This window comes from Polynucleobacter finlandensis (assembly GCF_018881755.1).
In the GTDB taxonomy this organism is placed as follows: Bacteria; Pseudomonadota; Gammaproteobacteria; order Burkholderiales; family Burkholderiaceae; genus Polynucleobacter; species Polynucleobacter finlandensis.
Window position 1 is genome coordinate 121423 of the sequence record NZ_JACVPS010000002.1, and the last position, 22901, is coordinate 144323.

The window sequence follows — 22901 nt, forward strand, 5'->3', positions numbered from 1 at the left end:
ATGACTTTTGCTTTGCATGGCATTCCAGTATCAAAAGGCATTGCCATCGGCAAGGCGGTACTGATTTCGCATGCGGCATTAGAGGTAAGTCACTATCTTATTGAGGCAGGCAAGGAAGAGTTCGAAGCTCAAAAGTTACTGGATGCTTTTGAACAGGTTCGCCTTGAGCTAGAGCAGTTGCGCCGTGGTTTACCAAAGGATGCGCCACAAGAGATGGCGGCGTTCTTAGATGTGCATGGCATGATTTTGAGTGACCCCGCTTTAGCTGAGAAACCACTCCATCTCATCCGCACTCAACGCTTGAATGCTGCATGGGCACTCACCACAGAGTTAAATGACCTTCTGGAGCAGTTTGCTGAGATTGAAGATGTTTACCTCAAGGAGCGTGGTAACGATATTCGCCAAGTAGCTGAGCGCGTTCTGAAGGCGCTCAACTCTCAACAAAAAGACCCTCTGACAGATTCAGAGATTATTGCTTCGAGTGATTTTGGTGTAGATGCCATTATTGTTGCGCATGATATTGCTCCACATGACATGCTGCGTTTTAAAGATCAGTTGTTTACTGGTTTTGTAACAGATCTGGGTGGCAAAACATCCCACACCGCCATTGTTGCCCGTAGCATGGAAATTCCTGCAATTGTGGGTGTTCGCCATGCTAGCGAAATGATTCGCCATGGTGATTGGCTCGTGCTTGATGGGGAGCGGGGTGTAGTGGTAGTTGCCCCAGACGAGCAGCTACTCTCTGAGTATCGGAAGCTACAAACGCAGGCTTTAAAAGAAAGTCGTAAGCTTCAGCAGCTCAAGCATACCGAGACTCGCACAGTTGATAACGTAGATATTCAATTATTTGCCAATATTGAATCTCCCGAAGATGCTACTCAAGCAGTTAAATTGGGCGCTGTGGGGGTTGGTTTATTCCGTTCTGAATTTTTATTTATGGACCGAAATCAAGCCTTGCCTGACGAGGAGCAGCAATATCAAGAATATCGCCGCGTAGTGGATCTGATGCATGGTCTACCAGTCAATATTAGGACGATTGACGTTGGTGCTGATAAAGCCTTAGGTGCAGGCGGGGATCTGTCGCAAACTGGCACTTCGCCTTTAGGTTTGCGTGCAATTCGCTGGTCCTTAACAGAGCCTGAAATCTTCTTGACGCAGCTTCGGGCAATTTTGCGCGCATCTGCTCATGGTCAGGCGCGCATCATGATTCCAATGCTGGCGCATGCTAAAGAGATTGATGAGACCTTGCGCCTCATTGAAAAAGCCAAGCAACAATTGCATGTTCGTGGAAAACCTTTTAATCCCAATATTCAAGTTGGGGCAATGATAGAAATTCCGGCTGCGGCTTTGGTATTACCGCTCTTTATTGATCGTTTTGATTTCTTGTCGATTGGTACGAATGATTTAATTCAGTACACCTTGGCCATTGATCGGGCAGATCATGCGGTGGCGCATTTATATGACCCTTTGCATCCCGCTATTCTCCATTTGTTGGCAAGCATTATTGATCAGGCAAAGCGTGCCAATATACCCGTTGCAGTGTGTGGTGAAATGGCCGGTGATCCTTCGATGACTAAGCTATTGCTCGCATTAGGCCTAACGGATTTTTCAATGCACTTCAGTCAGCTGTTGCTTGTGAAGCGTGAGATATTAGGTGCCGACGTAGGCCAATTAAAAGCACGTATCCCACGGGTACTGAAGGCGTATGAGCCAGAAGCACAAGCAAAGGCGCTAGAGCGGCTATTTTCTTAAGTTGCCTCACTAACTAGGATGTTCTTAGTGGGTTTGCCCACATACAAGACACCCAGTATTGCGGCTAATCCGAATCTCGTCAATTTGCGTATTGCGTGCATTCCAAAGCAGCATACGGCCCACTAAGGGCTCACCAAATCCAATGAGTACTTGTAGCGCTTGGGCTGCTTGCATGGCTCCAATGATTCCTACAAGCGGTGAAAAAATTCCCATACTCGCACAGCTCACCTCTTCAAACTGCTCTTCAGGAGAGAAGATGCAGGCATAGCAGGGAGAGGTTTTATGGCGCGAATCAAAGACGCTGATTTGACCGTCAAACCGAAGCGCTGATCCTGACACCAGAGGAACCTGATGCTTTACGCAAAGCCGATTGATCATGTGTCGCGTGGCAAAGTTATCTGTGCAATCTAAAACTATATTGACCGTCGGTAATAGTTGATCCAGCAAGCTATCGTCTGCCTTTGCTTCTATGGTGTCGACAACGACTCCAGGATTGAGTCTTTGTAGGAAGGATTTTCCGGATGCCGCTTTGTTCTGCCCAATACTTTCTTGGGTATGCATGATCTGGCGCTGTAGATTGGTAAGCTCAACCTGATCGTGGTCAACCAAGGTAATTTTTCCTACGCCTGCTGCGGCGAGATATGGGGCTGCTGCGCTTCCAAGCCCGCCGGCCCCAATAACCAGCGTATGTGCAGTCAGAAGTTTTTCTTGGCCCGCAACATCAATGTCCTCAAGAAGCACATGTCGTGAATAGCGAAGCAGCTGCTCATCATTCATTTGTGATCTCGAGGTAGTTTTGAATTACTCGAGCTTAGAGGATGAGCGTTTGACCGGCTGACCATCAATAAACGCCACCGCTTGCGAAAGCATAAAGTCATCGGCACTACCTAGCTCAGTTGGCTTTTTAGACTTTTCTTTCTCTTTTTCCTCAGGCGTTTTCTTAGCGTTTCTTTCTTCAATGCGCTGCATCTCTTCAATGCGACGTTGCTCACGATCTTTGATCAACTTATCTTCAGCTGATTGTTTATTGCGTAAGTGCTTCTCGCTATCAATTTCACGGGTGATTAAGACATCATCAGGGTCACCATCTTTATTCTGATCAACCGGGATGTCTGGCTTAACGCCATATGCCTGAATCGATTTACCACTCGGCGTGTAGTAGTAAGCAGTAGTAATTTTCAGTGCTGAGTCATTGGTTAATGGGCGCACGGTTTGAACTGAGCCTTTACCAAAAGTTGTTTTACCCATGATCGTTGCACGCTTGTAATCTTGCAAAGCTCCGGCAACAATTTCAGAGGCAGATGCAGAATAGGCGTTTACTAAAACCACCATCGGTATTTTCTTAAAGAGCGCTGGCACACCAGCTAATGGGTCGCCCGGTTCACTCAGTCGATACATCTCAGGCGTTGCATTAAATACTTGTTTGGAATCAGGAGATTGGCCCTTAGTGGAAACAATCACTGCATCGGCTGGTAAGAAGGCGGCTGCAACTCCAACAGCGCCTTGTAACAAGCCGCCACCATTGTTACGCAAGTCTAGGATGACACCTTTAAGTTTTGGATCTTGTGCTGCAATTTCGCTTAACTTCTTAGCAAGATCTGGCACGGTGCGCTCTTGAAAGCTAGTGACGCGAACCCATGCAATGTCGTTATCTAAGATTTTTGTTTTAACTGACTGCACTTTAATTTCAGCGCGGGTAATAGTGACGGGGAAAGTCCGCTCTTCGCTCTTGCGATAAATAGTGAGCGTAATTTTTGTACCAGGTGTGCCGCGCATTGTGCGTACAGCTTTATCAAGTGACATCCCACGCACAGGCTTGTCGTCCAGGCGAGTAATCAAGTCGCCCGCCTGAAGTCCCGCACGTGCTGCTGGACTATCTTCAATGGGATTAAGGACCTTAACGAGGCCATCCTCTGATGTGATTTCAATTCCAAGGCCAGCGAATTTTCCCGAGGTTTGCTCTTGCATCTCGGAAAAATCTTTTTTATCTAAGAACGTGGAGTGTGGATCTAAGCTGCTAACCATTCCCTTAACTGCATCCGTTAAAAGTTGCTTATCTTCAATAGGCTCTACGTACTCCCGTTTAATTTGTGCAAAAACATTTGAGAGAGTTCGTAGCTCATCTAGCGGGAGGGTGGTACTTTGTTGAGCGGTTGCTGACAGTTGAATGGTTGCTGTTACTCCGGCAATAAGACCGACAGAGATTAGGGCAAAGTTCTTAAGAAATCGACGCATGTGTTTGGGTAACCCTAGTCTAAATAAAAATGTTGAATTGGTTTGAGCTGGTCATCCAATTCATATACGAGTGGTACGCCATTTGGAACATTGACTTCCATAATGGCTGCATCAGACATCTGATCTAAATATTTAATCAAAGAACGGATGCTATTGCCGTGAGCCACTATTAATACACGTTTACCTGCTTTCAGTGCGGGGGCAATGGATTCATTCCAAAGAGGCAAAACTCGCTCGACGTTATCTTTAAGGCACTCACCTAAAGGAATATCGGAGGCATTAAGTTTTGCATAGCGTGGGTCATTTTGGGGGTTACGCTCGTCGCCGGTCTCCAATAATGGTGGGCGTATGTCGTAAGAGCGCCGCCAGATATGAACTTGTTCATCACCATATTGAGCGGCTGTTTCAGCTTTATTCAGGCCGGTTAGGGCGCCATAGTGACGTTCATTGAGCCGCCAGCTATGTACAACAGGGATCCACATGAGATCCATGGTGTCTTGAACATGCCATAGGGTGCGAATAGCGCGCCTTAAAACGGAGGTATAGGCAACATCAAACTCATAGCCCGCTTTGCGTAGGTTTTCACCGGCAGAAAGGGCTTGCTCAGCCCCCTTTGGGGTGAGGTCAACATCAGCCCAGCCAGTAAAGCGGTTTTCAAGGTTCCAAGCGGATTCGCCATGGCGAATAAGGACAAGTTGTTTCATAGAGCCATTCTATAATCCGGTGATGAACTTTCTCACTCAAATTGATAATTTAGCGCTTATTGCCTTATTGGTGGTTTCAGGCATAGCACTCTTCCTACCGACATTATCTACGCTTATTAGCGGAAAGGGCTTGTCGCCCACCGAAGCAACCATTTGGATGAACCGCCGCAAGGCACATGTTTTCGATTTGCGTCCAGAAGACGCATTTAAGGCCGGGCATTTGCCAGCTGCAAAACATATCAGTGCCAGCCAATTGGCAACGGGACTGGAAAAAATGAAATTGGACCGTAAGCACCCAGTCGTATTGGTTTGTGAGAGTGGCAGCCATTCTCGTAAGGCGATTGCCGATGTACAAAAGTTAGGCTTTGCTGAAGTGGCCATACTTGAAGGCGGCGTTCAGGCTTGGAAGGCTGCTGCGCTCCCCTTGGTAAAGTAAGTAGCCCTGGAAAGTTTGAAAGAAATCATGCCCCAAGTGACGATGTACAGCACCCAAGTTTGCCCTTACTGCGTAATGGCAGAAAAATTACTGCAGAAAAAAGGTGTGGCAAATTTAGAGAAGATTTTGATTGATCGAGATCCTGCCCAGCGCGAACTGATGATGACTCGTACTGGCCGACGTACGGTTCCACAAATCTATATTGGTGAAACCCATGTTGGTGGCTACGATGATTTAGTTGCCCTAGATCGCGCTGGTCAACTTGACCCACTGCTAGCCTAATATATTTAAGTAATTTATAGAGAAAGTTTGTCATGACTGAAAAATCCTCCACCGCCCAAGACGGCATTGAAAACTCTGGCGAGCCAGGTTTTCGTATTCAGCGAATCTACCTGAAAGATGTGTCCTTAGAGCAGCCCAATGCACCTCAAATCTTATTGGTAGCGGCAGACCCACAAGTGCAGGTAGAAGTTGATGTAGCTGTAAATCGCCTCAGTGATGAAATTTTTGAAGTGGCCTTGATCTCAACCATTACCGCTAGGGTAGATGGAAAAGTTCTTTTCTTGGTTGAGGCAAATCAAGCGGGTATTTTTGAATTTCACAATATTCCAGCAGAGCAAATTGATCCTATGTTGGGAATTGCTTGCCCAACCATTTTGTATCCTTACCTGCGCTCCAATATGGCAGACATCATAAGCCGGGCGGGCTTCCAGCCAATCCACTTAAATGAAATCAATTTCCATGGCATGTATGAACATCGTTTGATGCAGGCAGCACAAGCTGCTGAGAGTAAAGAGGATGGCGCAAGCGATGAGAGCAAGATTATTCTCCCCAACTAAGTTTACTTAACAGGCCCACAGATCATGAAAGTGACGCTGCTCGGAGCTGGTGCTTGGGGGACTGCCATGGCTGTGCAGGCGTCTAAGCATCTTCAAGAGGGCGATGTTTGTTTGTGGTCTCGGAATTCTGAGCAGGCAAGCGCCATGAATAAGACTGGCGAAAACCAGTCTTATTTACCAGGTGTTACCCTGCCAAAAAGTTTGTTACTCGAGACTACTTTTGCAGATGCCATTGGCAGACTTTCTTCTGATGATTTATTGGTGATTGCAACCCCGATGTCGGGATTGTCAGAAACCATTGCGAAAGTCTTGGATTTAGCAAAGCACCCACTCAATATTGTTTGGTTATGCAAAGGCCTTGAGCCCAATACTGCTTTGTTGCCACACCAGGTAGTAGAGCGTGAGGATCGTTTACATAGCCATGGTTTAAAGCACACCTATGGTGCGCTCTCAGGGCCAAGTTTTGCGCGTGAAGTGGGTGAAGGTATGCCCTGCGCGCTGACTGTGGCTAGTGCCTCAGGCAATCTGTGCAGCATTGTTCAAATCGCCTTTCATCAAGGCAATATGCGTATCTATGCAAGCGATGATTTGATTGGTGTTGAATTAGGTGGCGCAGTAAAAAACGTATTAGCTATTGCTGCAGGCATTGGCGACGGACTTGATCTTGGATTAAATGCTCGTGCAGCAGTTCTGACGCGTGGGCTCGCTGAGATGATGCGTTTAGTAAAGGCAGCTGGTGGCAAACCGGAAACCTGCATGGGATTGACTGGTGCTGGTGATTTGATCTTAACTGCGACTGGTGATCTCTCACGCAATCGTCGTGTTGGATTATTGCTGGCCGATGGTAAGTCGTTGCCAGAGATTTTGCAGGGCTTAGGGCATGTTGCTGAGGGCGTCCTGTGTGCTTCTGAGGTTGGCAAGCTCGCAACTCGGTTGGGTGTAGAGATGCCGATTACCGCCATGATGGGTGAAGTTTTATCTGGCAAGCTATCTGCTCAAGAGGCAGTTAAAAAACTCATGGGGCGCGACCCCAAGATTGAAACTTAAAGCGCTTTAGTTTCCACCTGCGAGGCCATTTTGGCGCCACGCTTCATACACAATGATGGCAACGGTATTCGATAGATTGAGGCTGCGGCTGCTGTCTTGCATTGCTAAACGCATTCTATTAGCGACGGGAATAGAGTCTCTCACTTCCTCAGTAATACCTTTGGTTTCTGAGCCAAAAATAAAGTAATCATTTGGCAGGTATTTGCCTTCATGAAACTTGCCAGACCCCTTAGTAGTCAGCGCAAAAAGACGATCTGCAGCAGGCTTTTCGCCTTCTAAAAATGCTGCCCAGTTAGCATGCACTTTGATGCTAGCAAACTCGTGATAGTCCAAGCCAGCCCTGCGTAATTTCGCATCCTCCATTGGAAAGCCAAGTGGTTCGATCAAATGGAGTTTGGCACCGGTGTTCGCACACAGGCGAATGATGTTTCCAGTATTGGGGGGAATTTCTGGTTCAAATAAAACGATATTAAACATGCTGGGCTCTCGGTTGTGTTGGTCTAGATGTTCTTAGCAAGACCCAATTAATCACACGGGATGCACCATTGTCCTTCAGAACGGTTGCAATTTCATTTAATGTTGAACCACTAGTCATGACATCATCAAAAACAATGATGTTTTGGTTTTCCAGTAAACACCGATATTTTTCTTCGATATAAAACATCCCTTGAATTGCGCTATTTCGCATTGCCCTGTTGCCTGATGCCTGTTGTTGTTCATGATGATGGCGCTTTAAAGCATTTGGCAATTTCTGGATATGGAGCCCGCATTGAATGCGGCGCGCTAATTCCCAGCTTTGATTGAAGCCCCTCAGGCAGAGCTTTTGCTCGCTCAGTGGAACCGGCAAGAGATATGCTGCATTGGTATTTGCCAGACTATTTGCAAATAATAGATTCCATGCATTAGCTAGGCCATGAGCGAATGCAAGACGTTTCTGATATTTAAGTTCATGTAAGGCTGGCTGCAATAGTCCGTCGTAGCGATCAAGGCAATACGTTTCATCATAGTTTGGCGGATTGAGTTCACATTGATGGCAATGTTGATTGGTGACTTCTGACCCTTCTAGGGTAATGCCACACTGGCTGCAACATTCGTAGTTGATGAGGCTCGTACTTGCAATATGCCTTGCGCATGCATTACATAGAGAATGATCTTGAAATGCTGCGCAGATGACGCAAGAGGTAGGTAAAGCCCGAGCAATGATTTTTGCAAAAACAGCTTGGAAAGTTTGCGCTAGTGGAGGCATGGGGCGCTGAGTATACTGAGCGAATGACCCAATCCCTAAGATGGCTACAGAGTGAAATTGCAGATCGTATGCTGCAAAAATTAGACATTGTGAAGCTTGATCCAAGGGATGTTTTATTGATCCCCGATTTTTCTGGGGCTCATGCCGAGTTTTTGAGTAAGCGATTTCCAAAAGTGGCATTTCATAGTGTGGCTGAAGAGGGTTTATCGGGAATCGATCTGTGGAGATTTCAGATTGCTCGCAAGTGGAACTCTATTTTTAGAGGGGGTTCCTCCCCATCACTGGAGGTCTTCCAAAAAACTGGTCGCATTGGACTGCCTGACAATTCTGTTGATTTGATTTTTAGTGATTTATTGATACAGGATCTCCCGGACCCTAAACACTTTCTGCAAGAGTGTTGGAGGGTCCTCAGGGAGGGTGGCTTACTGACCTTGAGTTATCTCGGGCCAGATACTGGCAAAGAGCTTCGTGCAATAGAGGGCCCAAGCAACCTTGGCATAAGGCCCTTGCTAAGTTCTTGGGATATGCACGACATGGGCGACGCCCTTCTGGGCGAAAGATTCTCTGATCCAGTGATGGATATGGAGTTTCTGACGCTCGATTATGAGTCTGATGCGCTGATGCTTTCTGATGCGCAAGCACTTGGCTTAATTCGCCCTCTAAAAACCAGTGAGGAATCGTCTGAATTACCCAAAAAACTCACTTTAGAGTTGGTTTATGGGCATGCTTGGGCCCTTGGAAAGCACTTAGCCAAAGCACAAAATCAGGTCGCTTATATTGATCCAAAACAAATCCAACGCAAGACAATTAGTGATTCTGATTGAGTGTGAGTATTTACTATCATTTAAACCTTTATTAGGATTGAGTTGAGCCTAGGTGGTCTTGGTTTGTTGTTGCGCTTAATTGACCCTATAATCAGCCCTTGATGTATTGGCTTGAGACCGCATTTTGAGCATTTTGTGGCGTTATTGCTACTTTGTTCGCGACAATAAACAGAGAATAAGATGAATTTATTTGGAAAAGTCACTAGGGCTTCGCTCTATTTAGTAGCAGCCTTTGGCACTGCTTTTGCACACGCAGTTGAAAATATGCCAGGCGGCCCAGCTGTCATGCAGCTGAATTTCACTGCCCCAGCAACTAAAATCATGCAAGAAATCCACTGGTTACATTGGATGATGTTGGTGATTTGTGCGGTGATTTTTGTTGCGGTATTTGGGGTGATGTTTTATTCCATCCTGAAGCACCGTAAATCACTCGGCGCTAAATCAGCCTCATTTCATGAGAGCACCACAGTTGAGATCATTTGGACGGTCATTCCTTTGCTCATCGTGATCGGTATGGCATTGCCAGCAACTAAAACAGTTGTAGCCATGAAAGACACAACCAATTCAGATATCACCATTAAAACCACTGGCTATCAGTGGAAATGGGGATATGACTACATTAAAGGTGAGGGTGAAGGCATTAGCTTTTTATCCACACTGTCAACTTCCCGTGAAGCCATTAACAACCTCGCACCAAAATCAAATACCTATTTGATGGAAGTGGACAATGAAATGGTTGTGCCAGTTGGCAAAAAGATTCGCTTAATTACCACTGCCAACGACGTGATTCACGCTTGGACTATCCCAGCATTTGGTGTGAAGCAAGATGCTATCCCTGGTTTTGTTCGTGATACTTGGTTTAGAGCTGAAACCATTGGCACATTCCGTGGCCAATGCTCTGAGTTATGCGGTGCAGAGCACGCCTTCATGCCAATCGTTGTAAGAGTGGTCTCAGAAGAGGATTACACCAAGTGGGTTGCCGAGAAGAAGAAAGACTTAGCCGCCGCATCTGATGATCCTGCTAAGGTTTACACATTAGACGAGCAAAAAGAGCGTGGAGCCAAGGTCTATGCGGCCAACTGTGCAGCGTGCCATCAGCCAAACGGCAAGGGCGCAGGTACATTCCCAGCATTGGATGGCAGCAAAGTAGTGAATGGGCCTAAAGCAGGTCAATTCAATATTCTCTTGAACGGTAAAAATGCAATGCCTAAGTGGGCTGGTGTACTTTCTGATGGCGATATCGCTGCAGTCATCACCTACACACGAAATAGCTGGGGTAATAAGACGGGTGAAGTGATTCAGACCCAAGAAATTATTACCGTACGCGGCGGCAAGTAACCCATTCATTAATACAGATAAAACGAAACCGGAGTAATCCATGAGCACAGTCTCTACCACCCACGATCACGCACACGATCACGCGCATGATGATCACACGCCACATGGATGGCGTCGTTGGTTGTTCGCAACCAACCACAAAGACATCGGCACGATGTACCTGATCTTCTCGTTTATCAGCTTGTTGGCTGGTGGGACGATGGCCTTGGGAATTCGTTTGGAATTGTTCCAGCCTGGTTTGCAATTCTTCCGCCCAGAGTTCTTTAATCAATTGACCACCATGCATGGTCTAGTGATGGTGTTCGGCGCGATCATGCCGGCCTTCGTTGGTTTTGCAAACTGGATGGTGCCGCTACAGATTGGCGCATCTGACATGGCGTTTGCGCGTATGAACAACTTTAGCTTCTGGATTCTGCCGGTAGCTGCTACCTTGTTGTTGAGCTCATTCTTTGTTCCGGGTGGCGCGCCATCCGGTGGCTGGACTATTTATGCCCCTTTGACATCACAGATGGGTCCTGGAATGGATATGGCGATTTTCTCCCTCCATTTGTTAGGCGCATCTTCCATCATGGGCTCGATTAACATCATCGTGACCATCTTGAACATGCGCGCTCCTGGATTAACGCTGATGAAGATGCCAATGTTCTGCTGGACTTGGTTGATCACTGCTTACCTCTTAATTGCCGTAATGCCTGTGTTGGCTGGCGCGATTACGATGGTTTTGACAGATCGTCATTTCGGTACCTCATTCTTCTCAGCAGTTGGCGGCGGCGATCCAATCATGTTCCAGCATATTTTCTGGTTCTTTGGTCACCCAGAGGTTTACATCATGATTCTTCCAGCATTCGGAATCGTGAGTGAAATCGTTCCTGCTTTCTCCAGAAAGACATTGTTTGGCTACAGCTCAATGGTTTATGCAACAGCATCCATTGCGATCTTGTCATTCATCGTTTGGGCTCACCACATGTTTGCAACTGGCATGCCTGTAACTGGCCAACTATTCTTTATGTACGCTACGATGTTGATTGCTGTTCCAACTGGGGTGAAGATTTTCAACTGGGTTGCAACCATGTGGAAAGGTTCAATGACCTTTGAAACGCCAATGTTGTGGGCCGTCGGTTTTATTTTCGTATTCACCATGGGCGGCTTTACAGGTTTGATCTTGGCGATGGCTCCAATTGATATCGGCGTTCAAGATACTTATTACGTTGTTGCCCACTTCCACTATGTATTGGTCGCCGGTTCATTGTTCGCAATGTTTGCTGGCTTTTACTACTGGTGCCCAAAGTGGACTGGCTTCATGGCAAATGAAACTCGTGGCAAGATCCATTTCTGGGCTTCCATGATTTTCTTCAACGTTACTTTCTTCCCAATGCACTTCTTGGGCCTGGCTGGTATGCCACGTCGCTATGCAGACTACCCAACTCAATTTGCCGACTTCAATATGGTTGCATCTATTGGTGCACTGGGCTTCGGTTTAGCACAGGTTTATTTCTTGTTCTGCGTAGCATTGCCTGCATACCGCGGCAAAGGCGAAAAGGCAGCAATGAAACCATGGGATGGTGCCAAAGGTTTGGAGTGGACTATTCCATCACCAGCGCCTCACCATACTTTTGAAACTCCTCCATCAGCACAGCAATTGCATGACGCAGGAATTTAATTCAGGATCTAAGCAAGCCCTCGCTGCGAATAATCGTCGCTTGGGGCTTGTGCTGTTGAGCGTGGTTGTGATTTTTTTTATCGGCATCGTGATTAAACGTAGCGTTTTAAGTTAAGCCTTGATGTCAGCAGTTCAAAATCTCAATCGCCAAATCTTACTGAAGCTTTTAATAGCTTCGGTAATGATGTTTGGATTTGGTTACGCTTTGGTGCCACTGTATAAAGCGCTGTGTGAAGTAACTGGTATTAATGTAGTGACCAGTAAGAATGATTATGGTGTGAGGGCTTTTAGTCCTAATAAGGTTGGTAATACTCAAGTAGATTATTCGCGGGTTGTCACGATTGAATTTGATTCAAATAGTCGCGGACCATTTACTTTTAAGCCGGTAAAGAATTTTTTAGAAGTACACCCGGGCGAGATGACTGAGATTGTGTATGAGGTTTATAACAATCTAGATCGTTCGGTAGAGGCGCAGGCAATTCCAAGCTATGCGCCCAAGAGTGCAACTGAGTTTTTTACTAAGTTAGAGTGTTTTTGTTTTCAGCAGCAAACATTAACTGCGCATGAGACTAGAAAGATGCCAGTGGTATTTATGATTGATGCTGGTTTGCCTGAGGATGTGAAGACGATTACTTTGTCGTATACCTTCTTTGAGTTGGGGGTTGGACCACCGCAAGCTCCTAAATCGAAGGTGTCGTCATGAAGAAGAACAGTAGTTTTTGGCAGTCTATGAAAGCGGTAATGTGGGGTTTCTTGGGGGTCCGGAAGAAGTCGGGCTTACAAGAGGATGTGACCTCACTCAGTTTTGTACACATTATCATTGCGGGGGTAGTAGGAGCCTTGATTTTTATGGCGACCCTCTTATTGATAGTGAAAGTAGTTGTTTCCCATTGATTATTTTTTGATTGATTGATTAGAGAGAATAAGATGTCATCCAATTCAACCCCATACTATTTCGTCCCTGCACTATCTCGACATCCAGCGATGGCAGCCATTGGCTTAATCGCTTTTGGATTTGGCATGTCAGGTTGGGTAAATCACACCTCTTGGGGTGGTACGCTGGCCTTGGTAGGCGTGGCATGGATTTTGTTTGTTCTCTACAACTGGTTTGGCGATACGATTGCCGAGTCAAATGCTGGTAAGAACGGACTCAACGTTGACATCTCCTATCGTTGGTCAATGGCCTGGTTTATCTTCTCAGAAATCATGTTCTTTGGCGCATTCTTTGCAGCGTTGTTCTATGCGCGCAATATTGCAATGCCTTGGTTGGGTGATGTTGAAAGCAAATTGTTGTGGCCTAACTTCTCAGCAGTTTGGCCAAATGATGGTCCTGCTGGTTTGGTTGAGAAATTCACCACCATGGGTCCTTGGCCAATTCCAACAATCAATACATTATTGCTCTTGAGCTCTGGGGTAACGATTACTTATGCTCATCATGCATTAGTTGCAAACCACATGAAGCAAGCCATTATTGGTTTGGCGGCCACCGTTGCTTTAGGTGCGATCTTCTTGGGCTTTCAGGGATTTGAGTACTACCATGCCTACCATGAGCTGAACTTGAAGCTCACATCAGGTATTTATGGCTCAACCTTCTTTATGTTGACCGGTTTCCACGGCTTCCACGTATTTTTGGGGGGCACGATGTTGGCAATTGTTTTGCGTCGTATGATTCGTGGCGACTTCACTGCTGAGCATCACTTCGCGTTTGAGGGTGCTGCTTGGTACTGGCACTTTGTTGACGTTGTATGGCTTGGTTTGTACATCGCTGTTTACTGGATGTAATAAGCAAGTAAATCGGGGCGTAAAGCCCCGATTTGTTTTTGTTTGTGCGGGTTTGGTTTAAAGCTCTTTAATTCACTCCAACGCGTATGCCGGTTGCTTCGATATAGCCAAAGTAGTGGGCCAGCAAAATGCCAATAAACAAAGCAATCGAAAGCCCAATGCGGAGCATGAGTGAATGAACCATTTTCGAGCTATTGCCCTTGCCCTTCATCATGTAATAGAGCGCCGATCCTAAGCTTGCAACAATCATTAGTAATGCAATCGGAATAATCCACTTCATTTTTAAATCCTCGTTGAATATTTTTTATAGCCTAGTTACTAAGCGCATAGTTGCTACTGTATCAGCCCTGCTGGTAGTGGTAATTGGTTGTGCGGCTGGCTTTTGGCAACTCAGTCGTGCTAATGAAAAGATTGCTCTAGCCGAGCACTTGGCCGCTAGACAGCAAATGACTATTCTGAATGCCAATACTCAAGATTGGGGTTTAGAGGAGGCAAATCAGCGCAGGATGATTGCGCGTGGCATCTACCTTCCACAAGCATCAGTTTGGCTAGATAACCGCCCACGTCCTTTACCTGCTGGTGGGGTCGCTAATGCCGCGCAATCAGGATTCTTGTTGATGATGCCCCTAAAGCTTGAAGGGGTTGATCGCATTCTGTGGGTCAATCGAGGCTGGGCTCCACGTAATAATGAAGATCGCGAGACATTACCTTTAGTGAAGACTCGGGAAGGTCTAGTATCGATTGAGGGCATTGTATTTGCGCACCCAGGAAAAGTTTATGAGCTTGGGAAAAAGACAGGTGATGCGGCTATTGGAGCGCCCCGGATAGAGCAAAATTTTGAATTAGAGCGTGAAGGACAGCTCCATCACTGGGAGCAGAGCCCTTTTATATTGCGTGAGAATGAGGTGGGTGTAGAAGATGGCCTATTGCGTGAATGGGCACCACTGACAACAGGAGTCGATCGCCATTATGCTTATGCCTTTCAGTGGTTTGCATTGGCTTTAAGCGGTTTTTTATTTTGGCTGATTAGTGGATTAATCCAGCAGCGAAAGCATGGGGATCAAAGTGAGTGATAAAGAGTTGTTAATACCAGCATCGGCAGATTCTGTAGCGATTGATACGCGAACACGTCGCGGCAGAATGCAAATGCTATTTCTTTTACTGGCTTGTGCTGCCCCGGTGATTGCCTCTTATTTTGCCTATTACGTGATTAAGCCTGAAGGTGGAAAAACCAACTTTGGGGTTTTAGTTCAGCCCGCACAGGATGCAAATGAGGCGTGGTTCAGCGTTCCTTTGAAGGGTAAGTGGACCTTATTAGTTGCTCGTCCTGCTGGTGATTGCCAGATCAAGAATGAGTCCTGCATTGAGGCGCTATTTTTGATGAGGCAATTGCGTGTTGCGATGGGCAGAGAGAGTGGGCGCGTGCAATTGCTTTGGGTGAATCTTGACGGCAAGCCAGTGGACCCTGAAGTCGCTCTTGCCTATGATGAAAAGACAGCAGGCCTTAAGGTGGTTAATCTTCCGTCTGATCCAAAGCTTAAAGCCGAGTTTCAGGCATGGTTAGATCGCGAAGGTGCTGGAAAAGCGATTCAGCTAGTAGATCCTAGTCCGGCAAAAATGATGTATTTCCCCGTTACAAATTCATCTAAAGAGTTCGCCAACATTAAAAAAGATTTGGAAAAATTGTTGCGCCTCAATCACAAGGGTGAAAGTTTGCAATGAGTCAGTTGGCTTTATTCCTGGAGCTAGCAACGATTGCAATTATTTTTGCAGGCTTACCTTTGGCTTATCTATGGACAAGGCCTGGCTATCGTTTTTTCACAAAACTCAATTGGATTTTGGTCTTTATGACGTTTGATCTAATTGTATTTGGCGCATTTACTCGCCTAACTGATTCTGGCTTAGGGTGCCCGGATTGGCCTGGTTGCTATGGCACCTCCAATCCATGGCATGCGATTGGTGATATTCAAATGGCACAGTCGACCTTGCCAGATGGGCCTGTCACAGTGATGAAGGCTTGGATTGAAATGATTCACCGTTATCTGGCGATGACGGTTGGTGCATTGATCCTGGTTCAGCTGGGCTTGGCACTTAGTAAGATGAACAGCTTGGGCAAGAAACCGCTTCTCGGAAGTCTGGCTTTGCTAGTGCTAGTTTGTATTCAAGGTGCATTTGGTGCTTGGACAGTGACCATGAAACTTCAACCCATTATTGTCACCATTCACTTGATGTTGGCCTTGGTATTGCTTGTATCACTCACTGCTTATGCGCAACAGAACTGGCAAGAAAAAGAATCCAAGATTCTTGAGCTGCGCAGCAAGCCAATCTCTGCAACATTGCTCACTATCGCATTTGTGGTGCTGACAATGCAGATCTTCTTAGGCGCCTGGGTGAGTACCAATTACGCAGTCTTAGCCTGCCCAGATTTTCCAACCTGTCTTGGTGCTTTATGGCCCGAAGCAAATTGGCAGGAAGGCTTTACCTTGTGGAGGGAGCTGGGACGTAATGCTGTAGGCGAATATGTTTCCCCTGCCTCCTTGCAAGCAATTCATTGGGCGCATCGTGTTTTTGCTGTGCTCGTATTAATAACCCTTTCCTTTTTGGCTTTCAACGCATCCGGTTTAGCCACTAGCGTATTGCCTCAAGTCAGGAAGCTAGCCAAATTACTATTTGCACTTTTAATCCTGCAAGTTCTCACTGGAATATCGAACGTTGTTTTCCAATGGCCCTTATTGGCTGCCTTAATGCATACAGGTGGATCGGCCGCTTTGGTATTCTGTTTAGTCCGTATGACTTACTGGGCCTCGTGGAAGTCACCCATTCAAATGAAGATCGCTAAATTGATATGAGCAGCCCGCAATCATCCACACCCACAGTAATGCCCCGCTGGCGTCAGTACTGGGTATTAACTAAGCCCCGCGTCACTCAGTTAGCGGTATTTTGTGCCGTAATTGGTATGTTCTTGGCAACGCCTGGAATGGTTCCTTACCCAATATTGATTGGTGGGATTGTCGGTATTTGGTTATTGGCTGGTGCAGCGTTTGCCGTGAACTGTTTGATCGAACAAGCGGTCGATGCCAAGATGAAAAGAACAGCCTGGCGCCCATCTGCGACCGGCGAAGTCACTCCTTTCAGCATTGTGATTTTCTCAATCGTGCTCGGTACCTTGGGGATGATTATTTTGTGGAACTTCTGCAACCCATTGACGATGTGGCTGACTTTAGCTACCTTTGTTGGTTATGCAGTGATCTATACCTGGCTACTAAAGCCTGCAACCCCTCAGAACATTGTGATTGGCGGTTTATCAGGCGCAATGCCTCCTGCACTTGGTTGGGCTGCTGTGACCAATACGCTATCTGCAGAGGCATGGCTGTTGGTCCTGATTATTTTCGTTTGGACTCCTCCGCACTTCTGGGCTTTGGCTTTATACCGGCGTGATGACTATGTTCAATCTGGCCTACCGATGCTGCCCGTGACCCACGGCGAGCGCTTTACCCTGCTCAATATCTTGCTCTACACCTTAATATTGATTGCGGCTACTTTACTTCCCTATATCTACGGCATGAGTGGTGTGGTCTATTTGATCTCAGCGCTCATCTTGGGCCTGCTATTTTTGGCATATGTTATTGCACTATTTATTTCTTACAGCGATGCATTAGCTAAGAAAACTTTCCGCTTTTCAATTACCTATTTATCGCTCTTATTCGCAGCGCTGTTAATAGATCACTATTTCATGTGAGATCACTATGAATTTCATCAGATCATGTTTACTTGTTGCGCTATTCCTGGCCTTGGCTGCTTGCAGTCAAAAGCCTGAATTTAAGAATGTCGACATTACTGGCAGCACTGCTTTTGGAAAAGACTTTGGCTTGCTTGATCCAGATGGCAAAACGAGAACTTTAGCCGACTTCAAAGGCAAGGTGGTGGTGATGTTCTTTGGTTATACCCAATGTCCTGATGTCTGCCCAACAACCCTAACGGAAATGCAGCAGGTCATGACCCTCATGGGTCCTCAGGCTGATAAGGTACAGGTGCTCTTTGTTACTATTGACCCTGCGCGTGATACAGCGGCTATTTTGAAGCAATATGTTCCCGCTTTTGATCTCCGTTTCTTGGGCTTGCGACCAGCGGATCAAGCGGCATTGGAGCAGGTGACAAAAGACTTCAAGATTTACTACAAGAAGGTTCCAGGAACCAGTCCTGGTTCATACACTATGGATCACACAGCAGGCAGCTATGCGTTCGATCCAGACGGACATCTTCGCCTGTATATCAAACATGCACAAGGTCCAGAGACCTTGGCACATGACTTGAAAGAGTTACTAAAGTAGGGCGGTAGGGAGAAGCGCTTAGGCTGCTTGCAGCAGGCCGCGCATTTTTTTGAGGGCAGAGGTCTCAATTTGGCGAACACGCTCTGCTGAGATGCCATATTCACTAGCAAGATCATGCAATGTTTTTGTGCCATTGCCTTCCGCATCCATTGCCAACCAGCGAGATTGAACAATGTTACGGCTACGCTCATCTAAAGCCATGAGCGCTTGATCTAACTTAGGGCCCTGCAATGTATCTGTCTCAGCAGCAGCCATCATTGCTGTTGGCTCTTGCGTATTGTCGGCTAGCCACTGAATCGGCGCATAAGCAGATTCATCATCGTTATCGTCACCCTCTAAGGCAACGTCACCGCCAGCAAGACGCATTTCCATTTCTTTAACATCAGAACCTTTGACGTCGAGTGCTTTTGCTAAAGCTTCAACTTCGCTTGGCGTTAATGCGCTCAGAGTAGGTTTATTGCTGCGTAGATTAAAGAATAATTTACGTTGTGCTTTAGTGGTGGCTACTTTGACAAGACGCCAGTTCTTAAGAATGTACTCATGAATCTCGGCTTTAATCCAATGAATTGCATAAGAGACTAAGCGGGCACCTTGGCTTGGGTCATAGCGTTTTACGGCCTTCATCAAACCAACGTTACCTTCTTGAATAAGGTCGGCATGTGGAATGCCATAGCCTAAATATTGACGGGCTACAGATACGACGAGACGCAGATGTGAGAGCACTAAAGTTCTCGCAGCATCAACATTTTCAGTACGACGAAATTCTTGCGCAAGATGTAACTCTTCCGCAGCGCTGAGCATCGGCACGCGATTAACGTATGAGATATACGAATCGAGCGTACCAACCCCAAGAGATGGCAGAACCGGAAAGGCAGACATAGCCGCAGCAGTGTGCACTGCTGGCAGTGTTTGCCTTGCTTGCATTAGCGGTTTATTTGCTTTCTTTTGAATCATTTTCTTTTAGTAAATTGCAGGTGTTGATAGAGTTCTATTTTAGCACTCTTGTCAAGCGAGTGCTAATGGTTTTTTAGATCCATAAGCCTATGATTTAATTGAATAATTCCGATGAATACTGACTAGCCGTGAAGGCTACTAAGTCATCAATTCCCTCGCCTTTGCCAAGGGCTAAAACAGCCGGTTTTGGCCCATCCTGAAGGGTATAGGCCAGAGCACAGATGACGCCGCCTTTAGCAGTGCCATCCAATTTAGTGACAATGATTCCGGTAAGCCCCAGAGCCCCATGAAAGGCTTTTACCTGGCTTAAGCCATTTTGACCAGTATTGCCATCAAGTACCAGCAAAGTCTGGTGAGGGGCCCCAGGAAGGGCCTTGCCAATGACGCGTTTCACCTTTTTGAGTTCTTCCATCAAGTGATCTTGTGTAGCAAGGCGTCCAGCGGTGTCAATAATCAGAATGTCGCTCTTGCGAGAGATGGCCGCATGGATTGCATCATGGGCTACCGCGGCAGCATCACCACCCTCTTGGGAAATCACATCCACTTGATTGCGCCCACCCCATTCTTGAAGCTGGTTGCGAGCAGCGGCGCGGAAGGTATCACCAGCGGCGAGTAATACCGACTTGCCTTGTGACTGGAAGAGGCGGCAGAGCTTGCCAATGGTAGTGGTTTTACCTGCACCATTGACGCCAACCACCAGCCATACTTCAGGAATCGTTGCAGGATTACGGGTATAGAGGGGATTGGGTGAAGGCTCTAGGGCGCCAAGCAATACAGTAACTTCTTGAATCAGTAAGGCTTGCAGCGCTTCTGGGCTGGAGGCTTTTTCTGATTTGGCAGCCTTACGTAACTTAGCAATTAATTGCTCAGTCGTAGGCAACCCAACATCACTTTGAATGAGGGAGTCTTCTAAAGTATCAAACCAGGCTTCATCAGTCTGAGTTGATTTGAAAAGGGATCCGAGGGTTTTACGTAGGCCGAACATAGTCGATACAATTTAAAACATGCATCTTATCAATTTAATCTAAGAATATGGTGAACTCACAGATGCGCTCTATTTTGTTGCAATTTTTCTTCTTATTGATCACCTGCTCCCAATATGCTTGGGCAGCCCCGGCCGGCCAATCAAGTAATACCCATGAATATCAGTTTGCCAATGGGCTCAAGCTCATCGTTCAAGAAGATCACCGTGCGCCTACCGTTGCCCATATGGTTTGGTACCGTGCTGGCTCAATGGATGAAATGAATGGGCGCACTGGAGTGGCGCACGTACTAGAGCACATGATGTTTAAGGGTACGGAGAAAGTAAAAGCTGGAGAATTTTCTCGTCTAGTTGCTGCGCTGGGCGGACGTGAAAATGCTTTTACCTCTCGTGATTACACGGCGTATTTTCAGCAAGTGGAAAAATCAAAGCTCAACGAGGTGATGAAGCTTGAGGCAGATCGCATGTCTAACCTGAATTTTGATGATGCAGAGTTCTTAAAAGAAATTCAGGTTGTAATGGAAGAGCGTCGTTTACGGACAGAAGACAATCCCAACAGCCTCTTAAATGAATCGCTGATGGCTACTGCTTTTATGAGTTCGCCTTATCGGCACCCCGTGGTGGGTTGGATGAATGATTTAGAAAACATGAAGGCTACAGATGCGCGTGATTGGTATCGCAGTTGGTATGCTCCAAACAATGCGACTGTAGTGATCAGCGGCGATGTTGACCCAGAGCAAACTAGGCAGGCAGTAGAAAAATATTATGGCGTGATATCTGCCCATGAATTACCAGTGCGTAAACCTCAAATTGAGCCTGTGCAAAAGGGTATTAAACATGTTGAGGTGAAGGCGCCTGCAGATAGCCCCCAGTTGGCAATGGCTTGGAAGGTGCCGCGTTTACAAGTGGGAGCGCAAGACGATGTTGAGCCCTATGCACTAGAGCTGCTATCAGCTGTCTTGGATGGTTACGATAATGCGCGTTTAAATCGCGTCATGGTTAAACAAGAGCGCGTAGTCAATGATGTAGGTGTTTCGTATGACATGATTTCTCGTGGACCAGAGTTATTCCAGATCAACGCAAGCTTGGCAAAAGGCAAAACTGTTGCACAAGCAGAAGCCAGTATTCGCAGAGTCTTAAATGAGATTGTACAAAAAGGCGTTTTGGATTCTGAGCTCAAGCGTATTAAAGTCCGATTACTATCAAGCCAAATTTACAAGCGTGACTCTATTTTTGGTCAGGCAATGGAAATTGGCGGCATGGAGATGGCTGGCTTTTCGTGGCGCGATATTGATCCCATGTTGGAAAAGATGCAGACCATTACCCCAGAGCAGGTACAAGCGGTAACAAAAAAATATCTCCTAGACGAAAGCCTAACAATTGCCGTGTTGGATCCTCAAGCCCGTAAGTCAGTAGTGAAGGAGGGCAAATAATGAGACTCATCAAACAATCTTGCTGCGTAATCATTTTTGTATTTGGATTGTTGCAATCTGCCCAAGCTATTTTGCCGATTGAGAAACTCGATTCAGTTAAAGGTGCCAAGGCCTATTTAGTCCAAACTCAGGCCTTGCCCATGCTGGATATCGAGATCAGTATTGATGCGGGCGACCGCTTCGATCCGACTGGCAAGAGTGGACTTGCGTCCATGACCGCAGAGTTGATGAACTATGGTGCCAGATCATCAAAGGGCGCTTTAAGCGAAGCGCAAATTGCCGATGAAATCGCTGACTTAGGTGCTAACTTTGGCATATCGGTTGGGGGTGAGCGCGCCGTGATTCGGATTCGGAGTCTGAGCCGCAAAGATCTGCGTGATCGCGCCGTGCAATTGGCATCAGCGATGCTCAGTGCGCCAACATACGATGCCAAAATATTAGAACGTGAGAAACAGCGCGCTATTACCGGTTTGCTTGAAGCAGAAACGAAGCCTGAATCAGTGCTTGAGCGCCGTTTCAGAAAATCGGTTTATGGGAATTATCCGCTGAGCGAATCACCTTCTGTCAAATCGGTTGGCTCAGTAAGCGTTTCTGATTTAGCAAGATTTCATCAACAGTTTTATCGCGGCGATCGCATCATTGTGAGTATTGTTGGCGATGTGAGCCCAGCGGAAGCTAACGAGATCGTGGAAGTCTTACTAAAGAATGTGCCGCAATCAGGGGCGGCTATTCCAGCTCTTCAACAGTTTGAACGTTCACCGATTGAGCCTCTAGCTAGCCGTCAAATATATATTCCGTTTGATTCTCAGCAAGCCCATATCGCCATGGGTATGACTGCCATTACGCGAAGTAATCCAGACTACTTCCCGCTGATTGTTGGTAACTACATCTTAGGTGGTGGGGGATTTGTGTCACGACTGATGTCTGAAGTAAGAGAGAAACGCGGCTTGGCCTATAGCGTCTTCAGTTATTTTGCGCCTGGCAAGGACACTGGCATTTTTCAAGCGGGCTTGCAAACGAAGGGTGATCAAGCGACCTTAGCGCTTGAGGTGATGAATTCAACCATTGCTAATTTCATTGCAAATGGAGCTACACCCTCTGAGCTACAAGCTGCTAAAGCCAATTTAGTAAATGGTTTCCCGTTGCGGATTGATAACAATCGTAAATTACTTGATAACGTTTCCTCTATTGCCTGGAACGATTTGCCTTTAGATACGCTGGAAACTTGGACGACTAAAGTGGATGCAGTGACCTTAGAGCAAGTGAGTGCCGCCTTTCAGAAGTACCTTGCGATGGATCGTATGAAGATTGTCGTATTGGGAGCATCCAAATAAAGAA

Annotated in this window: 27 protein-coding genes; 19 read left to right on the forward strand and 8 right to left on the reverse strand. The window is 46.5% G+C overall.

Annotated features, from left to right (window positions below):
* Window positions 1-1752: a phosphoenolpyruvate--protein phosphotransferase gene (gene ptsP / locus ICN49_RS01240; protein ID WP_216164747.1), complete on the forward strand. Its 1752-nt coding sequence runs from the start codon at window positions 1-3 to the stop codon at window positions 1750-1752.
* A 24-nt stretch (window positions 1753-1776) separates the two neighbouring features.
* On the opposite strand, the gene ICN49_RS01245 is transcribed toward ptsP, so the two are convergent.
* The 3 genes from ICN49_RS01245 to gpmA are packed head-to-tail and all read right to left on the reverse strand — an operon-like array spanning window position 1777 to window position 4691.
* Window positions 1777-2529 (reverse strand): HesA/MoeB/ThiF family protein, encoded by a 753-nt coding sequence (locus ICN49_RS01245; protein WP_216164750.1) that lies wholly within the window; start codon window positions 2527-2529, stop codon window positions 1777-1779.
* A gap of 24 nt (window positions 2530-2553) precedes the next feature.
* The gene (locus tag ICN49_RS01250) at window positions 2554-3987 is read right to left on the reverse strand and encodes a S41 family peptidase (protein ID WP_216164752.1); all 1434 of its coding nucleotides are present in this window, start codon (window positions 3985-3987) and stop codon (window positions 2554-2556) included.
* Window positions 3988-4001: 14 nt separating this feature from the next.
* Window positions 4002-4691: a 2,3-diphosphoglycerate-dependent phosphoglycerate mutase gene (gene gpmA / locus ICN49_RS01255; protein WP_216164755.1), complete on the reverse strand. Its 690-nt coding sequence runs from the start codon at window positions 4689-4691 to the stop codon at window positions 4002-4004.
* A gap of 22 nt (window positions 4692-4713) precedes the next feature.
* On the opposite strand from gpmA, the gene ICN49_RS01260 reads away from it, so the two are divergent.
* Genes ICN49_RS01260 through ICN49_RS01275 form a run of 4 tightly spaced genes read left to right on the forward strand, consistent with a single transcriptional unit; the run spans window position 4714 to window position 7013 of the window.
* Window positions 4714-5127: a rhodanese-like domain-containing protein gene (locus ICN49_RS01260; protein ID WP_216164758.1), complete on the forward strand. Its 414-nt coding sequence runs from the start codon at window positions 4714-4716 to the stop codon at window positions 5125-5127.
* 27 nt (window positions 5128-5154) lie between these two features.
* On the forward strand, window positions 5155-5409 hold the full coding sequence (gene grxC / locus ICN49_RS01265) for a glutaredoxin 3 (RefSeq protein ID WP_216164761.1): 255 nt from the start codon (window positions 5155-5157) through the stop codon (window positions 5407-5409).
* 32 nt (window positions 5410-5441) lie between these two features.
* A complete protein-coding gene (secB, locus tag ICN49_RS01270; RefSeq protein ID WP_216164764.1) occupies window positions 5442-5966 on the forward strand; it encodes a protein-export chaperone SecB in 525 nt (174 codons plus the stop codon).
* 24 nt (window positions 5967-5990) lie between these two features.
* Window positions 5991-7013 (forward strand): NAD(P)H-dependent glycerol-3-phosphate dehydrogenase, encoded by a 1023-nt coding sequence (locus ICN49_RS01275; RefSeq protein WP_216164767.1) that lies wholly within the window; start codon window positions 5991-5993, stop codon window positions 7011-7013.
* Window positions 7014-7019: 6 nt separating this feature from the next.
* On the opposite strand, the gene trmL is transcribed toward ICN49_RS01275, so the two are convergent.
* Together trmL and ICN49_RS01285 are read right to left on the reverse strand one after the other, a co-directional pair.
* Complete coding sequence (gene trmL, locus ICN49_RS01280) at window positions 7020-7490, reverse strand: tRNA (uridine(34)/cytosine(34)/5-carboxymethylaminomethyluridine(34)-2'-O)-methyltransferase TrmL (protein ID WP_216164770.1); 471 nt, start codon at window positions 7488-7490, stop codon at window positions 7020-7022.
* On the reverse strand, window positions 7483-8259 hold the full coding sequence (locus ICN49_RS01285) for a ComF family protein (protein ID WP_216164773.1): 777 nt from the start codon (window positions 8257-8259) through the stop codon (window positions 7483-7485). Before ICN49_RS01285 ends, trmL begins: the two co-directional genes overlap by 8 nt.
* Before the next feature lie 23 nt (window positions 8260-8282).
* Here ICN49_RS01285 and ICN49_RS01290 point away from each other — a divergent pair, with 23 nt between their 5' ends.
* From ICN49_RS01290 to ICN49_RS01320, 7 genes are all read left to right on the forward strand, one after another.
* The gene (locus ICN49_RS01290) at window positions 8283-9083 is read left to right on the forward strand and encodes a class I SAM-dependent methyltransferase (protein WP_255535354.1); all 801 of its coding nucleotides are present in this window, start codon (window positions 8283-8285) and stop codon (window positions 9081-9083) included.
* Window positions 9084-9263: 180 nt separating this feature from the next.
* Window positions 9264-10421 carry a cytochrome c oxidase subunit II gene (coxB, locus tag ICN49_RS01295; protein ID WP_216164776.1) on the forward strand — a complete coding sequence of 386 codons (1158 nt, stop codon included), beginning with the start codon at window positions 9264-9266 and terminating at the stop codon, window positions 10419-10421.
* A gap of 40 nt (window positions 10422-10461) precedes the next feature.
* Window positions 10462-12081, forward strand: coding sequence for a cytochrome c oxidase subunit I (ctaD, locus tag ICN49_RS01300; protein ID WP_216164779.1), 1620 nt, complete (start codon window positions 10462-10464; stop codon window positions 12079-12081).
* The gene (locus tag ICN49_RS01305) at window positions 12065-12196 is read left to right on the forward strand and encodes a cytochrome oxidase small assembly protein (RefSeq protein WP_216164782.1); all 132 of its coding nucleotides are present in this window, start codon (window positions 12065-12067) and stop codon (window positions 12194-12196) included. The genes ctaD and ICN49_RS01305 overlap by 17 nt, the downstream gene beginning before the upstream one ends.
* A 6-nt stretch (window positions 12197-12202) precedes the next feature.
* Window positions 12203-12784, forward strand: a complete 582-nt coding sequence (locus ICN49_RS01310) for a cytochrome c oxidase assembly protein (protein ID WP_216164784.1) — start codon at window positions 12203-12205, stop codon at window positions 12782-12784.
* Window positions 12781-12975 carry a DUF2970 domain-containing protein gene (locus ICN49_RS01315; protein ID WP_216164787.1) on the forward strand — a complete coding sequence of 65 codons (195 nt, stop codon included), beginning with the start codon at window positions 12781-12783 and terminating at the stop codon, window positions 12973-12975. The genes ICN49_RS01310 and ICN49_RS01315 overlap by 4 nt, the downstream gene beginning before the upstream one ends.
* Before the next feature lie 33 nt (window positions 12976-13008).
* Window positions 13009-13863: a cytochrome c oxidase subunit 3 gene (locus tag ICN49_RS01320; protein WP_216164790.1), complete on the forward strand. Its 855-nt coding sequence runs from the start codon at window positions 13009-13011 to the stop codon at window positions 13861-13863.
* 67 nt (window positions 13864-13930) lie between these two features.
* Here the strand turns inward: ICN49_RS01320 and ICN49_RS01325 are convergent, their stop codons facing one another.
* Window positions 13931-14143: a twin transmembrane helix small protein gene (locus ICN49_RS01325; RefSeq protein WP_216164793.1), complete on the reverse strand. Its 213-nt coding sequence runs from the start codon at window positions 14141-14143 to the stop codon at window positions 13931-13933.
* Between the two features lie 13 nt (window positions 14144-14156).
* Here ICN49_RS01325 and ICN49_RS01330 point away from each other — a divergent pair, with 13 nt between their 5' ends.
* The 5 genes from ICN49_RS01330 to ICN49_RS01350 are packed head-to-tail and all read left to right on the forward strand — an operon-like array spanning window position 14157 to window position 18194.
* Window positions 14157-14936: an SURF1 family protein gene (locus ICN49_RS01330; protein WP_255535355.1), complete on the forward strand. Its 780-nt coding sequence runs from the start codon at window positions 14157-14159 to the stop codon at window positions 14934-14936.
* A complete protein-coding gene (locus ICN49_RS01335) occupies window positions 14929-15585 on the forward strand; it encodes a redox-active disulfide-containing membrane protein (RefSeq protein WP_216164796.1) in 657 nt (218 codons plus the stop codon). Before ICN49_RS01330 ends, ICN49_RS01335 begins: the two co-directional genes overlap by 8 nt.
* Window positions 15582-16712 (forward strand): COX15/CtaA family protein, encoded by a 1131-nt coding sequence (locus ICN49_RS01340; protein ID WP_216164798.1) that lies wholly within the window; start codon window positions 15582-15584, stop codon window positions 16710-16712. The genes ICN49_RS01335 and ICN49_RS01340 overlap by 4 nt, the downstream gene beginning before the upstream one ends.
* Window positions 16709-17602: a heme o synthase gene (gene cyoE / locus ICN49_RS01345; protein ID WP_216164802.1), complete on the forward strand. Its 894-nt coding sequence runs from the start codon at window positions 16709-16711 to the stop codon at window positions 17600-17602. Before ICN49_RS01340 ends, cyoE begins: the two co-directional genes overlap by 4 nt.
* A gap of 7 nt (window positions 17603-17609) precedes the next feature.
* Window positions 17610-18194, forward strand: coding sequence for an SCO family protein (locus ICN49_RS01350; RefSeq protein ID WP_216164805.1), 585 nt, complete (start codon window positions 17610-17612; stop codon window positions 18192-18194).
* An 18-nt stretch (window positions 18195-18212) separates the two neighbouring features.
* Here ICN49_RS01350 and rpoH read toward each other — a convergent pair whose 3' ends face one another.
* Together rpoH and ftsY are read right to left on the reverse strand one after the other, a co-directional pair.
* A complete protein-coding gene (gene rpoH / locus ICN49_RS01355) occupies window positions 18213-19118 on the reverse strand; it encodes an RNA polymerase sigma factor RpoH (RefSeq protein WP_255535366.1) in 906 nt (301 codons plus the stop codon).
* A 124-nt stretch (window positions 19119-19242) separates the two neighbouring features.
* Window positions 19243-20133, reverse strand: coding sequence for a signal recognition particle-docking protein FtsY (gene ftsY, locus ICN49_RS01360; protein WP_216164811.1), 891 nt, complete (start codon window positions 20131-20133; stop codon window positions 19243-19245).
* A gap of 47 nt (window positions 20134-20180) precedes the next feature.
* Here ftsY and ICN49_RS01365 point away from each other — a divergent pair, with 47 nt between their 5' ends.
* Window positions 20181-21563 carry a M16 family metallopeptidase gene (locus ICN49_RS01365; RefSeq protein WP_255535356.1) on the forward strand — a complete coding sequence of 461 codons (1383 nt, stop codon included), beginning with the start codon at window positions 20181-20183 and terminating at the stop codon, window positions 21561-21563.
* Complete coding sequence (locus tag ICN49_RS01370) at window positions 21563-22897, forward strand: M16 family metallopeptidase (RefSeq protein WP_216164814.1); 1335 nt, start codon at window positions 21563-21565, stop codon at window positions 22895-22897. Before ICN49_RS01365 ends, ICN49_RS01370 begins: the two co-directional genes overlap by 1 nt.
* The last annotated feature ends 4 nt before the right edge of the window (window positions 22898-22901 follow it).